The 12,918-nt window shown below is 60.9% G+C and carries 13 protein-coding genes and 1 pseudogene; 8 read left to right on the top strand and 6 right to left on the bottom strand.

The genetic code is table 11. The features are described from left to right. The first annotated feature begins 93 nt into the window (after positions 1-93). Entirely contained in the window at positions 94-1,266 is a 1,173-nt protein-coding gene (locus GIV35_RS16295; RefSeq protein WP_200649461.1) for an MFS transporter, read from the top strand. Here the strand turns inward: GIV35_RS16295 and GIV35_RS16290 are convergent. Beyond that, complete coding sequence (locus tag GIV35_RS16290) at positions 1,260-2,297, bottom strand: alpha/beta hydrolase family protein (RefSeq protein ID WP_200649460.1); 1,038 nt, start codon at positions 2,295-2,297, stop codon at positions 1,260-1,262. The two genes, GIV35_RS16295 and GIV35_RS16290, sit on opposite strands and share 7 nt — an antisense overlap. Before the next feature lie 190 nt (positions 2,298-2,487). After that, positions 2,488-3,099 carry an FMN-dependent NADH-azoreductase gene (locus tag GIV35_RS16285; protein WP_213153987.1) on the bottom strand — a complete coding sequence of 204 codons (612 nt, stop codon included), beginning with the start codon at positions 3,097-3,099 and terminating at the stop codon, positions 2,488-2,490. Between the two features lie 125 nt (positions 3,100-3,224). On the opposite strand from GIV35_RS16285, the gene GIV35_RS16280 reads away from it, so the two are divergent. Together GIV35_RS16280 and GIV35_RS16275 are read left to right on the top strand one after the other, a co-directional pair. Continuing rightward, positions 3,225-4,133, top strand: a complete 909-nt coding sequence (locus GIV35_RS16280; RefSeq protein ID WP_236264966.1) for a LysR substrate-binding domain-containing protein — start codon at positions 3,225-3,227, stop codon at positions 4,131-4,133. After that, the gene (locus tag GIV35_RS16275) at positions 4,130-4,486 is read left to right on the top strand and encodes an MmcQ/YjbR family DNA-binding protein (protein WP_034127343.1); all 357 of its coding nucleotides are present in this window, start codon (positions 4,130-4,132) and stop codon (positions 4,484-4,486) included. The genes GIV35_RS16280 and GIV35_RS16275 overlap by 4 nt, the downstream gene beginning before the upstream one ends. Here the strand turns inward: GIV35_RS16275 and GIV35_RS16270 are convergent. Together GIV35_RS16270 and GIV35_RS16265 are read right to left on the bottom strand one after the other, a co-directional pair. Then, on the bottom strand, positions 4,475-4,858 hold the full coding sequence (locus tag GIV35_RS16270; RefSeq protein WP_034127342.1) for a DUF1294 domain-containing protein: 384 nt from the start codon (positions 4,856-4,858) through the stop codon (positions 4,475-4,477). The genes GIV35_RS16275 and GIV35_RS16270 overlap by 12 nt on opposite strands. Further along, positions 4,855-5,685 carry an undecaprenyl-diphosphate phosphatase gene (locus GIV35_RS16265; protein WP_034127341.1) on the bottom strand — a complete coding sequence of 277 codons (831 nt, stop codon included), beginning with the start codon at positions 5,683-5,685 and terminating at the stop codon, positions 4,855-4,857. Before GIV35_RS16265 ends, GIV35_RS16270 begins: the two co-directional genes overlap by 4 nt. A gap of 226 nt (positions 5,686-5,911) precedes the next feature. Here GIV35_RS16265 and GIV35_RS16260 point away from each other — a divergent pair, with 226 nt between their 5' ends. The 3 genes from GIV35_RS16260 (at position 5,912) to GIV35_RS16250 (ending at position 8,831) form a co-directional block, all read left to right on the top strand. Then, positions 5,912-7,546 carry a methyl-accepting chemotaxis protein gene (locus GIV35_RS16260; protein ID WP_198715218.1) on the top strand — a complete coding sequence of 545 codons (1,635 nt, stop codon included), beginning with the start codon at positions 5,912-5,914 and terminating at the stop codon, positions 7,544-7,546. Positions 7,547-7,746: 200 nt separating this feature from the next. After that, complete coding sequence (pnuC, locus tag GIV35_RS16255) at positions 7,747-8,310, top strand: nicotinamide riboside transporter PnuC (protein WP_034127339.1); 564 nt, start codon at positions 7,747-7,749, stop codon at positions 8,308-8,310. Continuing rightward, positions 8,307-8,831 (top strand): AAA family ATPase, encoded by a 525-nt coding sequence (locus GIV35_RS16250; protein WP_213153608.1) that lies wholly within the window; start codon positions 8,307-8,309, stop codon positions 8,829-8,831. Before pnuC ends, GIV35_RS16250 begins: the two co-directional genes overlap by 4 nt. A gap of 119 nt (positions 8,832-8,950) precedes the next feature. Here the strand turns inward: GIV35_RS16250 and ggt are convergent, their stop codons facing one another. Further along, entirely contained in the window at positions 8,951-10,675 is a 1,725-nt protein-coding gene (ggt, locus tag GIV35_RS16245; RefSeq protein ID WP_138763747.1) for a gamma-glutamyltransferase, read from the bottom strand. 201 nt (positions 10,676-10,876) lie between these two features. Here ggt and GIV35_RS16240 point away from each other — a divergent pair, with 201 nt between their 5' ends. Further along, entirely contained in the window at positions 10,877-12,022 is a 1,146-nt protein-coding gene (locus GIV35_RS16240; protein WP_236485874.1) for a MalY/PatB family protein, read from the top strand. Positions 12,023-12,076: 54 nt separating this feature from the next. Here the strand turns inward: GIV35_RS16240 and GIV35_RS16235 are convergent, their stop codons facing one another. Further along, entirely contained in the window at positions 12,077-12,292 is a 216-nt protein-coding gene (locus GIV35_RS16235) for a TOBE domain-containing protein (protein WP_003173733.1), read from the bottom strand. A 355-nt stretch (positions 12,293-12,647) separates the two neighbouring features. Between GIV35_RS16235 and GIV35_RS16230 the strand changes: the two are divergent. Continuing rightward, positions 12,648-12,918 (top strand): annotated as a pseudogene (locus GIV35_RS16230) (ribonucleotide-diphosphate reductase subunit beta); the annotation flags it as partial.

Here is a 12,918-nt window from a genome sequence, read left to right as displayed (position 1 = left end):
TCACACACGGGATCTACTGCAGGCGTCCCTCGTTCCTACAGGGATGCAGGTTATGCCATGATGCATTCACCGCCCGCCAGCGATTGAGTATTCATGCCTGCCGCCCCCTCCTCCCTGTCGATCACCCGGCAAATCGTTTCCATCGTTTTCTACACCTTCATTGCCTTTATCTGCATCGGCCTGCCGATTGCGGTGATTCCAGGCTATGTGCACGAGCAACTGGGTTTCAGCGCCGTGGCGGCCGGGGTGACCATCGGTTCGCAGTACCTGGCCACGCTGCTCAGCCGCCCGATGGCAGGGCGGATGTCGGATAACGTCGGTACCAAACGCGCGATCGTGCTAGGCCTGGCCGGCATTCTGATCAGCGGTGTACTGACCTTTATCGCCACGCTGCTGGAAAGTCTGCCGAGCTTGAGCCTGGGTATTCTGATCGCCGGTCGCCTGTTACTCGGCGTGGCCCAGGGCCTGATTGGCGTGGGGACCATCAGTTGGTGCATGGGCGCGGTGGGCGCCGAGCACACCGCACGCTCGATTTCCTGGAATGGCATCGCCTCCTACGGCGCGATTGCGATTGGTGCGCCACTTGGCGTGGTGATGGTGGCTGATTACGGCTACACCAGCCTCGGTCTTGCCCTGGCGGTGTTGGCGGCGTTGGGACTGGTGCTGATCCGCAATAAACCGTCGGTGCCGGTGGTACGTGGCGAGCGGCTGCCGTTCTGGGCGGTGTTCGGGCGTATCGCACCGTTCGGCGCCAGCCTGTGCCTGGCTTCGATTGGCTACGGCACGTTGACGACTTTTATCACCCTGTATTACCTGAATCGTGGCTGGGCCGGTGCGGCGTATTGCCTGACGGTATTTGGTGTGTGCTTTATTCTCTCGCGCCTGGTGTTTATCTCAGCCATCAGCCGGTTTGGCGGGTTCACCGCCGCCATCGCCTGCATGATCATCGAAACCCTGGGCCTGACGCTGCTGTGGCTGGCACCGTCTACCAGCGTGGCCTTGATCGGCGCAGGGTTGACCGGTTTTGGTTTGTCACTGGTTTACCCGGCGCTCGGCGTGGAAGCTATCAAGCAAGTGCCGGACAGCAGCCGTGGCGCGGGGCTGAGTGCGTATGCGGTATTTTTCGACCTGGCCCTGGCGATCGCCGGGCCGTTGATGGGCGCCGTGGCGTTGAATCTTGGCTACGGCTGGATATTCTTCTGCGCCGCGTTGCTGTCGGTCAGCGCGCTCGCCCTGACCGTGCTGCTCAGGCGCCGCGCCTACTGATCAGCCGTCTGCAGGCCGGCACGCGTTGCCTCACCGAGGGTGCGACTGAAAAAGCGCCCGGCCTCGGAGACCATATCGCGGTGAATCCCTTCGCGGTCGACACCATCGGCATCGGTGCAGATGCCCGGCATTGTCGCCAGTTGATCACTGTCGCACGGGGCCATGAATACAAAGTGCCCTGCCCCGGCCAACAGCTTGAAGTCCGGCGGCTCTGGCAGTTTGCGCGCCAGGGCGGCGGCGTTTTTGTCCACTGCCACCAACTGGTCGCCATCGCCACTGTAGAGCAGCACTGGCACATGCACGTCCGCCAGGGTATGGCGGCCAAACATCAAGCTCAGCGGCGCCATCAGCATCAACGCATGGATGCGCGGGTCAGCCTGGGGTTGCAAGTCGTCGCGGTCAACCACCAACTCGCCCTTGGTGGTGCACGCGTCGCGGTCTTCAGGGCGTTCCTGACAGTAGCGGCGTAGACGTTCGAAATCCGGCTTGGCGCCCGCCAGGATCAATGCCGTTTCGCCACCGGCGGAATAACCGATGACGCCGATCTGATCGACATCAACAAAGGGCGACAGCATCGGATCGGCCAGGGTGGCGGTGATCGCCTGGGATATCTGGATCGGCCGGCCATACAGATTACTCACGGTGCCCAGGCGGCTGTGGTCCTTATAGTTGTCGCCGGGATGCAGGACCGCCACCACTACGAATCCCTTACGCACCAGTGACGTAGCCAGATCGTGCAGGGCCAGGGGCGTGCCGGTGTTGCCGTGGGACAGCATCAGCACCGGAAAACGGCCGATAGCAACCTTGGCATCTTCACTGGCCGCGACCTGATAGGCGCCCAGCGGCGTGGTGCGTTCGGTATCGGTGGAAGGGTAAAACGCGATGGCCTTCATCGGCTGCGAATCCAGCGGGTCGAGCACACTCATGCGATGAAACCCCACACTCCAATGGGGGTGCGGTGCCGGCGCGGCGTGCACTGAAACCAGGCCGCCCAACAGCGAAAGTACCAAAACAGCACAAAGACGCATCATGGGGACGTCCACCTTTGCTGCACAAGAACCGGCCTGTCGAATAAAAAGTCCAGGGTATCGAAGGGATGTGTGCATAACCTGGGCCACAACGAAAAACTCCGTACTCCGCTCGCGTTCAGGCGATCAGAATACAGAGTTTAGGCGCTCGGTTTCAGAATGAAACCGAGGACAGGGCAAACTTACATAAGCCTTACGCAGCGGTGAACAGTTGCTCGTTGATGCGCACGTTGGCGTCGCTCATGGCTTTGCTGCGCACTTCATCACCGTAGGCCAGGCCTTCAGCGCGCACGATCTCGATGTCGGTGATGCCCAGGAAGCCGAACAGCAGCTTCAAGTAGCCTTCGTGGGCAGCGCCCGAGGCTTGGTCGGCATGCAGGCCGCCGGCGGTGGAGACAATAATGACTTTTTTGTTGCCGCACAGGCCTTCAGGGCCAGCTTCGGAGTAACGGAAGGTCTGGCCGGCCACTGCGATGCGGTCGATCCAGGCTTTCAACTGGGTGGGAATGGTGAAGTTGTACATCGGCGCACCGACTACCACAGCATCGGCGGCGAGAAACTCAGCCAGCGACGATGCACTCAGTTCAGCCTCGTGCTTTTGCGCCGCATCGCGCAGTTCGGCAGCAGTGCCCAATGCGCCCAGGGTCGCGCCGGAGAAATGGTTGATGCCTTCGCTGGCGAGGTCGCGGTAGGTCACTTCCACACCTGGCTGAGCAGCTTGCCATGCCTTGACCACACCGGCGCTGAGCTGACGGGAGGCCGAGTTGTCGCCGAGGATGCTGGAATCGATGTGCAACAGTTTCATGATGGATCTCCGAGGTGGGATCGACAGTGGCGATCAGATGGTGGTGATGCTACGCATGAAACCAATGGTCGATAAGCCAGCTGAAATGCGATAGTTTGTCCCACTGACAGGACAATAGGCCCACCATGCAAGACCTCAACGACCTCTACTATTTCGCCAAAGTCGTCGAAGCCGGCGGTTTTGCTGCGGCTGGCCGGCTACTCGGCATTCCCAAATCCAGGCTTTCACGGCGCATTGCCGAACTGGAAGACCGCCTGGGTGCACGCTTGCTGCAACGCACCACCCGGCAACTGACGCTCACCGCCGTCGGCGAACGCTACCTGCGCCACTGCCAGGCCATGCTGCTTGAAGCGGAAATGGCCGACGAGGCCGTGGCCAGTATGTCCAGCGAACCACGGGGGCGCTTGCGGGTCAGTTGCCCGGTGGGCCTGGCCCAGCAGATCCTGCCGGAGCTGGTAGCCGGTTTTCTGGCCGCGCACCCGTTGGTGCAGTTGGACATGACCCTGGTGAATCGCCGCGTCGACCTGGTGGCCGAAGGCATTGATGTAGCGCTGCGCGTACGCGAACTGGGCGACGAAGACCCGTTGCTGGTCACCAAACGCCTGCGCCAGGCGCATACCGTGCTGGTGGCCAGCCCCGTTTTCATGCGTGAGCGGCGGGTCGAAACCCTGGAAGACCTCAAGCAGTTGCCAATCCTTGGCGCACTCGAGGCGGACCGAATGGTGCACCAACGCATCATCGACCCCCAGGGCAACATGCGCGAGCTAGTGATGGAGGCGCGCCTGGGCATCGAAGACTTTATCGTGCGCAAGGCCAGCGCAATGATGGGCGTGGGCTTTACGGTGCTGCCAATGATGTACTGCGAAGAAGAACTGGCTAATGGCCGCCTGGTGCAATTGCTACCGGAGTGGTCATTGCCAGGCGGCTGGCTGCAGGCGGTCTACCCGCACCGGCGCGGCGTGCTGCCGGCCATCCGGGCCTGGATCGACTATCTGGAAGAAGGCTTCAAAGGCTGTGGAGATCGGCTGTTATGAGCATGACGGAAGAACAAGTCGCACGTTTCTGCCTGAGCCTGCCAGGCGCACGGGAAGACTATAAATGGGGTGGCGTGCGGGTGTTCTCGATTGCTGGCAACAAGATGTTCGCCTTGCAGAACCTGCGCGGTGAGTCGCTGGCCTTCAAGGTCGACAAAGAACTGTTCCTGGGTCACGTCGACCGCCCGGGCATTCACCCGGCGCCTTACCTGGCGAGGGCGCAGTGGGTCATCATGAACACGCCCTACCCTTTGGGCGCAGAGGAACTGCGCGGCCTGTTGCAGCGCTCCCACCAGTTGGTGGTGAGCAAGCTGCCCAAGCGCACGCAGATTGGCTTGCGGCTAGAGGATTGACAGCAAGGTGCCGCCGAGGAACAGCTGGTCCAGCCAGAACACCTGGTGCAACAGCACAATCACCCAGAACAACACTTGGTAAGACACCTTGCGCGTCTTGTGCCGGAACACCTGCTGGGCGATCAACGCCCCCGGCCAACCGCCGGCCAGTTCCACCGCATGCAGGATGTTTTCCGGGGTGCGCCAGCCTTCGGTCTGCGCCTTGCGCTTATCGCTCCAGTACAAGAAGAACGCCACCACGCTGACCACGCCGTAGGCCATCAACGGGATCACCGTTTCGCCGCGATACCACAGCAACGCCGAGCCCAGCAGCGGCGCGGCACACAGCAGTACAAAGATCAGCGCCTTCAGGCGTGGGTGCTGGATAGTCATGGCTTGACCGCAGTCCAGTCGATCCAGCCGAACTGCCAGGTCGCCAGGATCACCAGGCCGAACGCAATCCGGTACCAGGCAAACGCCGCGTAGCTGTGGCTGGCGATGAACTTGAGCAGGGCCTTGACCGCAATCATGGCGAAGATGAACGAGGTGACAAAGCCAATGGCGAACACCGGCAGGTCCGCGGGCTGGAACAGGTCACGGTATTTATAGCCCGAGTACACCGCCGCACCGACCATGGTCGGCATCGCCAGGAAGAACGAGAACTCGGTAGCTGTCTTGCGCGACAGGCCAAACAACAGGCCGCCGATGATCGTCGCACCAGAACGCGAAGTGCCGGGGATCATCGCCAGACACTGGGCCAGGCCGACCTTGAGGGCGTCTTTCCAGGTGATGTCGTCGACAGTTTCAGCCCGCACTGCATGTTGGCGGCGCTCGGCCCACAACATGATCACGCCACCCACTACCAGGGCAGTCGCTACAGTGATCGGGTTAAACAGGTAGTGCTTGATCAGGTCGGCAAAAATCACACCCAGTACCACCGCCGGCAACACGGCGATGATCAGGTTGACCGTGAAGCGTCGGGCTTGGGGCTGGGTCGGCAGGCCGATGACCACGTCAAAGATCTTGCGCCGAAACTCCCAGACTACCGCCAGGATCGCGCCGAGCTGGATGATGATATTGAAGGCTTCGAAACGCTCGCCGCCAAAATTGATCAAGTCGGCGACGATGATCTGGTGGCCAGTACTGGAGATCGGCAAGAACTCCGTAAGCCCCTCGACGATGCCGAGAATCAATGCCTGTATGGCGGTCCAAAAATCCATGCTGTCTCCAAAGGTCATGCGCGTAGCATGCCTCTTAGTCTTTTTTAAGTTCACTGACGACGAGCGCACACAAGCGCCCGCGGTTGATTCTCAACGCCGGTCTGCAAAAATTCCGTGAAAAATCAGGCAGTACTCAGGTTTTTCGATTCCGGGCCGAAAGCCTATCAGACACGCCGGAAATCTCGAAGCAGCACCACAATTATAAAGAGCAGGGAGTGACAGGACGATGAACAGTTTGCGCAGCATGTCGATCAGCCGCCGCCTTTGGCTGATCCTGATAGTCGCCGTGTTGATGCTGCTGGCCTTGGGGCTGTTGATGCTCAACCAGATCCACGGCGACCTCTACCAGGCCAAGCGCCAGCAGACCCAGCACGTGGTACAGACCGCCAGTGGCGTACTCAGCTATTACCAGAATCTGGAAAAAACCGGCGTACTGACCCGTGACGCCGCGCAACAACAGGCCCTGAGCGCGGTGCGCGGCCTGCGTTATGACCACGATGATTACTTCTGGATCAACGACCTCACCCCCGTGATGATCATGCACGCGGCCAACCCCAAGCTCGACGGCCAGAACCTCTCGGCGATTCGCGACCCGGACGGTTTCGCCGTGTTCAACGAATTCGTGAGCCTGGCCAAGGCCAAGGGTGCCGGCGTCGTCAACTACCGCTGGCCGAAACCCGGCGCCGAAGCACCGGTAGAGAAAACCTCGTACATCCAACTGTTCGAACCCTGGGGCTGGATTATCGGCTCCGGCGTCTACGTCGACGATGTACAGGCTGAATTCAGGGGCCAGGTGTGGAAAGCCTCGGCCATTGGCCTGGGCATTGCGTTGATGATGGCCGTGCTGGTGGTGTTGATCGCTCGCAGCATCGTGCAGCCGTTGCAGGCGGCGGTGAATGCCATGGGCAATATCGCCAGCGGCGAAAGCGACCTGACCCACAGCCTCGACACCCACGGTCGTGACGAACTGACCGCACTGGCCCAGCACTTCAATAGCTTCACCGCCAAACTGCGCCAGGTTGTCGGCCAGTTGCAGGTGTGCGCGAACGCCCTGGGCCAGTCGTCCACCGAGCTGGGCCACAACGCCAGCCAGGCCCATGACCGCAGCCAGCAGCAATCGCAGCAGATGGAACTGGTGGCCACCGCCATCAATGAAGTCACCTACGGCGTGCAGGACGTAGCGAAGAATGCCGAACACGCCGCCAGCGAAATGCGCGATGCCCAGGCCCAGGCACAACAGGGCCAGGTCAACATCGACGGCAGCTTGCAGCAGATCGACCAGCTCTCCACCACCATCAGCCAGGCTGTGGAGGTGATCCGCACACTCTCCAGCGAAAGCACGCAGATCGGCGGGGTACTGGAGGTGATCCGCTCCATCGCCGACCAGACCAACCTGCTCGCCCTCAACGCCGCCATCGAAGCCGCCCGCGCCGGGGAGCAAGGCCGTGGGTTTGCGGTGGTCGCCGATGAGGTGCGACTGCTGGCCCAGCGCACGCAGAAATCCACCGCCGAGATCCAGGTAATGATCGAGCGCCTGCAAGGTCACTCGGAAGCGGCGGTCAAGGTCATCAGCGACAGCCACAGCGCCTCGCAACTGACCATCGAGCAAGCCGGCCAAGCCGGTGCAAGCCTCACCGCCATCGGCCAGGCACTGCACAACCTCAACGGCCTGAACGCCTCGATTGCCAGCGCCACCCTGCAGCAGGCCCATGTGGTGGAAGACATCAACCAGAACGTCACCCAAGCGGCCGGGCTGTCCCACAGCACAGCGCTGGCGGCGGAGCAATCGAGCGTGGCGAGTGCGCAGTTGCGTGGTTTGAGTGAGCAGCTTGATGGGTTGCTGCGCCAATTCCGAATCTAGCGCTGATTAGCCTTTTGTAGGAGCGAACTTGCTCGCGAAAAACCCATAGGCACCGCGGTTATTCAGACAATACGCGGTAACGTTGACGATCTTCGCGAGCAAGCTCGCTCCTACAGAGGGCAATGACGCATTGCTGTGTTTGAGGATCGGTGAGCTCTGGGTACAATCACCGCCCTCTCCCACTCTCCCAAGGATCCGCCATGTCCGGGCTTGAACTGTTCGCCGCCGCCCTGGGGGTGATCGCTGTCTGGCTGACGGTCAAACAAAACCCCTGGTGCTGGCCCATCGGCCTGGTGATGGTGTTGCTCTACACCTGGGTGTTTTTCGAGGTCAAGCTCTACTCGGACATGCTGCTGCAAGTGGTCTACGCGGCGCTGCAAGTTTACGGTTGGTGGCAGTGGACCCGCGCTGGCGAGGTCAAGCAAGGCCGCCAGGTCACCAGCCTGAAAGCGCCGGCAATCATGGCCAGCCTGGCTGTGGGCGCCGTCGGCAGTCTGCTGCTGGGCGCCGCCATGGCCCACTGGACTGACGCCGCCCAGCCCTGGCTCGACGCCGCCCTCACCGGCTTCAGCCTGGTGGCGCAGATGTGGATGGCGCAAAAACGCGTGCAGTGCTGGCCGTTGTGGATTGTGGTGGATGTGATCTTCGTCGGCCTGTTCCTCTACAAAGGCCTCTATCTCACGGCTGCACTCTATGCATTGTTTACCGTGATTGCCGTGCAAGGCTGGCGCGAGTGGCGCGCCGACCCGGCGTTACGCGCATGAAAGTGGTGGTATTGGCGGGCCCCGAATCCAGCGGCAAGAGCTGGCTGGCGGCGCAGTTGCACACGCGCTTCGGTGGGTTGATGGTGGGGGAATATGTGCGGTACTTCATCGATCAGCATCAGCGCGACACCACCCTGGCGGATATCCCGGCCATTGCCCAGGGCCAGTTGGCCTGGGAGGACGCCGCCCGCGCCAAACGCCCCACCTTGCTGATCCTCGACACCCACCTGCTGACCAACAAGCTCTGGAGCCAGACCCTGTTCGGCGACTATCCCGGCTGGCTTGATGACGAGCTACTGGCGCGGCATTACGACCTGCACTTGCTGCTCTCACCCGAGGATGTGGAATGGAGTGCCGACGGCCAGCGCTGCCAGCCGGAACTGGCGGATCGCCGGGCGTTTTTTCAGGCCAGCCTGGAGTGGATGCAGGAGCATCGACAGCCGCTGGTGGTGATTGGCGGGGATTGGGAACAAAGGCGCCAGGCGGCATTTGCCGCGGTCACCCAGCTGCTCAAGCCCTGACACTCTTCCCTGTGGGAGCGGGCTTGCTCGCGAATGCTCTGTATCAGCTAGCACATGCATAGACTGACCCACCGCTTTCGCGGGCAAGCCCGCTCCCACATTTCTTACCGTACCAGGTTTTAGTAGCCCAACGACAACCCCGTATTGCGTCGCGGGTCATTGGCCCCATAGAAGCGGTTGTTACCCACCGGCTTGCCATCCAGAGCAGGCGCACCGACCAGGATCGCCGCCAAATGGTTGGCATCTTGCGGACCGGCAAACTTATGGCCCCAGCTCTCGAGAATCTTCTGGGTATCCGGGCTCACGGCAAACGTCTCAAGGTTAGTGGTCTCAGGCATCCACTGCTGGTGGAAGCGCGGCGCGTCCACGGCTTCCTGGATATTCATCTTGTAGTCGATGACATTCAGGATGGTCAGCAAGGTGGCAGTGATGATGCGACTGCCGCCCGGTGTACCGACGACCATCACCGCCTTGCCGTCCTTGGTGACGATGGTCGGGCTCATCGACGACAGCGGCGCCTTGCCCGGTGCGATAGCGTTGGCTTCGCCCTGCACCAGCCCGTACATGTTCGGCACGCCGACCTTGACGGTGAAGTCGTCCATTTCATCGTTGAGAATCACCCCGGTCTTGCTCGCCATCACCCCGGCACCAAACCAGTCGTTGAGGGTATAGGTCACCGAGACCGCGTTGCCCCATTTGTCGACGATGGAATAGTGGGTGGTGTTATTGCCTTCATGGGGCGATACACCCGGTTTGATTGCCTGGGAATCACCGGCCTTTTGCGGTTCGATCGCCGCACGTAGCTTGGCCGCGTAGTTCTTGTCCAGCAGATGCTCGATGGGGTTCTTCACGAAGTCCGGGTCACCGAGATAGCTGTTGCGGTCCACGTAGGCGTGGCGCATCGCTTCGATCTGGTAGTGCAGGCCCTGGGCCGAGTGATAGCCCAGGTCGGCCATCGGGTAGCCTTCGAGGATGTTCATGATCTGGCAGATCACCACACCGCCGGAGCTGGGTGGCGGCGCCGAGACCACATGGTAGCCACGGTAGTCGCACTCGATGGGGGCCAGTTCGCGAGTTTTGTAGGCGTCGAGGTCGGCCTGGGTGATGATGCCTTTGCCGGCCTGGCTGGAATCCACTACCGCCTTGGCGACCCAGCCTTTATAGAAACCGTCGGTGCCCTTGGCCGAGATTTCTTTGAGGGTTTTGGCCAGGTCCTTCTGCACCAGCTTCTGGCCTACCTGCATCGGCTCGCCGTTATGCAGGAAGATGCCACGCATATCCTGGTCTTTTTCGAACTCACCGGTGGCGGTGTGCAGCAGGTCGATATCGCCCTGCTCCAGCTCAAAGCCGTTTTCCGCCAGCTTGATCGCCGGGGCAATCACTTGGGCGCGCTTGAGGGTGCCGTATTTGCTCAGGGCCAGCTCCATGCCGGACACCGTGCCCGGTACGCCGACCGCCAAATGGCCTTTGGCGCTGAGGCCCTCGACCACATTGCCGGCCTTGTCGAGGTACATATCGGCCGTCGCCGCCAACGGGGCTTTTTCGCGGAAGTCGAGGAAGGTCTTGCGCCCGTCCGCCAGTTGCACCGTCATGAAACCGCCACCGCCCAGGTTGCCCGCCGCCGGGTACACCACCGCCAGTGCGTAACCCACTGCCACCGCCGCATCGACCGCGTTGCCGCCGGCCTTGAGCACATCGACACCCACATGGGTTGCCAGGTGCTGAGCCGTGACCACCATGCCATTTTCACCCGCAACCGGGGCTTGGGAAGCTGCATGCACCCCGTTGATCGTTAATACCAGCGCGGTAGCAATCAAGGTATGACTCAAGGGTTGGTATTTCATCCATGGCTACTCTGATTATTGAGATGCACCAAAATAGCCCCTCGCTGATTCAATCCCCAGCGCAATGGCGTTTTTATTACAGAACTTGTCGGTCATGGAACGCACACCGCTGTGCAAGGCGGCAATCAGCTCTGGCCTATAAAATTAATGGCGCTAGAATCGGCGCCATTCTTTCGCCGCCGCCCTGATACGAGCCTGTCCATGAGCTTTGATTTCGACACGATCCACCCACGCTTCGATACCGGCAGTACTAAGTGGAGCCGTTACCCGCAAGACGTTCTGCCGATGTGGGTCGCCGATATGGACATCGCCGCGCCGCCCGCCATTTTGCGCGCCCTGCACGCGCGCCTGGACCAGCAGATTCTAGGCTACAGCGTGGCCGGCCCGGACGTGCGCGACGCTATCGTCGCTGACCTGTGGGCCAAGTACGCCTGGCGCGTGCAGCCCGAAGAACTGTTGTTCCTGCCCGGCGTCGAGCCTGGCTTCAATATGGCCCTGCACGCATTCGTCCAGCCCGGCCAGGCGGTGGTGCTGCAAACCCCCAACTATCGGCCGATTCGCCTGGCGCCGGGCAACTGGAACCTGCCACGCATCGAAATGCCGTTCGAGTTGATCAACGGCGAATACGTCACGCCTATGCCTGCGATGCGCCAGGCATTGAGCGGTGCCGGTGCGTTGCTACTGAGTAATCCGCACAACCCCATCGGCAAGGTATTTCCCCGGGAGGAACTGACGGCGGTAGCCAATGCCTGCCTGGAAGCTGGCGCGCTGATCATCAGCGACGAGATCCACGCAGAGCTGTGCTTCGACGGCCGTCGCCACATCCCCACCGCCAGCCTCTGCCCCGAGATTGCCCAGCGCACCATCACCCTGATGTCGGCGAGCAAGGCCTATAACGTGGCCGGCTTGAAGACCTGCTTTGCGGTGGTCCAGAACGCCGAAGTGCGCGAGCGTTTCAATAACGCGCGCTGCGGCATGGTCGACAGCGTCAGCCCCCTGGGGCTGGAGGCCACACGTGCCGCCTACAGCGAATGCGCCGACTGGCTCAGCGCGCTGGTGCCGTACCTGCAGGCCAACCGCGACTACTTGCTCGATGCAGTAAAGACCCGCCTGCCTGGCGTAGTGATGCTCGCGCCTCAAGGCACCTTCCTGGCGTGGCTCGATTGCAGCGCTCTTGGCCTGGATGACCCGCAGCAGTTTTTCCTTGAGCAGGCCAAGGTCGGCCTGAGCGCGGGGATCGAATTCGGTGATGACAGCCAAGAGTTCGTGCGCCTGAACTTCGGTTGCCCACGGGCGATGCTGGAGGAAGGTATACAGCGCATGGAACGTGCCTTGCGCCAGCGCTAACCTCCCGGTGGAGCATTCGTGGGAGGGCAGGCAATCCCCTCCCACATTATTCATTCACAACTTGGCGATGGACACTTCAGTCGATTTCACGAAGGCAATCACTTCACTGCCCACCTTCAATTCCAGATCACGCACCGAACGTGTGGTAATCACCGACGTCACAATGCCAGACGCGGTTTGCACGTCGATTTCCGACACCACTTCCCCCAGTAGAATCTCCTTGATCACGCCTTTGAACTGGTTGCGCACGTTGATCGCTTTGATGGTCATGTCGGCTTTCCTTTTGGCTGTTGGGTCAATCCGCACGAATGCGCAGGCCCTCAAAATGCGCTGCCGGATAAAATATTAAAAGGAATAAATACCTATTTATTTATTCGATAACGCTATATGAAAAACTATACGTCATGCCCAGCCCACCGCGCAATTTATGTGTGGCAGCGACCTATGACCGCACATCTTGTGCGTTGACCAGTTTTGTTACACCCCATATAGTGTGCCCATAAACACATCAGACCACTACATAGTGTGCAACGCCGGTATTTACCGACCACACTACGCGCAGTATTTCAATGCCTTGTAGCCTGCAAAAACATTTATTTTTCGAGTACCAGGAAGGAGTATTTCCATGCTGAGTTGGGATGAAGTCGACAACGAAGACACCGGTGCAGCGGTGATCAAAGGCGCCAACGCCGGCCACGCCAGCGAAGCCAACATGGACCGCCTCGACGGTGCCGGCGCCGCTGCCGCCGTGGAAGCCCGCGCCGTCACCGCCAACGACTCCGCCGCCATCGTGCGCGCCAAGGCCGCCCTGGACAAACTCGACGTCGCCGAAGGCCTCGCCGAGCTGGAAGGCGCCTCCGCCCGCGTCGCCGTTGACGAAAAGCGCATGATCAACT

Origin of the sequence: Pseudomonas sp. PA-1-6B (assembly GCF_021609545.1) — a bacterium.
Classification (GTDB): Bacteria; Pseudomonadota; Gammaproteobacteria; order Pseudomonadales; family Pseudomonadaceae; genus Aquipseudomonas; species Aquipseudomonas fluorescens_BV.
This window is presented reverse-complemented; position numbering and strand designations above follow the sequence as displayed.

Bases quoted from the DNA above. Each gene is read 5' to 3' on its own strand.
- GIV35_RS16295 (WP_200649461.1), top strand. From the start codon at position 94: ATGCCTGCCGCCCCCTCCTCCCTGTCGATCACCCGGCAAATCGTTTCC.
- GIV35_RS16290 (WP_200649460.1), bottom strand. From the start codon at position 2,297: ATGATGCGTCTTTGTGCTGTTTTGGTACTTTCGCTGTTGGGCGGCCTG.
- GIV35_RS16285 (WP_213153987.1), bottom strand. From the start codon at position 3,099: ATGAAACTGTTGCACATCGATTCCAGCATCCTCGGCGACAACTCGGCC.
- GIV35_RS16280 (WP_236264966.1), top strand. From the start codon at position 3,225: ATGCAAGACCTCAACGACCTCTACTATTTCGCCAAAGTCGTCGAAGCC.
- GIV35_RS16275 (WP_034127343.1), top strand. From the start codon at position 4,130: ATGAGCATGACGGAAGAACAAGTCGCACGTTTCTGCCTGAGCCTGCCA.
- GIV35_RS16270 (WP_034127342.1), bottom strand. From the start codon at position 4,858: ATGACTATCCAGCACCCACGCCTGAAGGCGCTGATCTTTGTACTGCTG.
- GIV35_RS16265 (WP_034127341.1), bottom strand. From the start codon at position 5,685: ATGGATTTTTGGACCGCCATACAGGCATTGATTCTCGGCATCGTCGAG.
- GIV35_RS16260 (WP_198715218.1), top strand. From the start codon at position 5,912: ATGAACAGTTTGCGCAGCATGTCGATCAGCCGCCGCCTTTGGCTGATC.
- pnuC (WP_034127339.1), top strand. From the start codon at position 7,747: ATGTCCGGGCTTGAACTGTTCGCCGCCGCCCTGGGGGTGATCGCTGTC.
- GIV35_RS16250 (WP_213153608.1), top strand. From the start codon at position 8,307: ATGAAAGTGGTGGTATTGGCGGGCCCCGAATCCAGCGGCAAGAGCTGG.
- ggt (WP_138763747.1), bottom strand. From the start codon at position 10,675: ATGAAATACCAACCCTTGAGTCATACCTTGATTGCTACCGCGCTGGTA.
- GIV35_RS16240 (WP_236485874.1), top strand. From the start codon at position 10,877: ATGAGCTTTGATTTCGACACGATCCACCCACGCTTCGATACCGGCAGT.
- GIV35_RS16235 (WP_003173733.1), bottom strand. From the start codon at position 12,292: ATGACCATCAAAGCGATCAACGTGCGCAACCAGTTCAAAGGCGTGATC.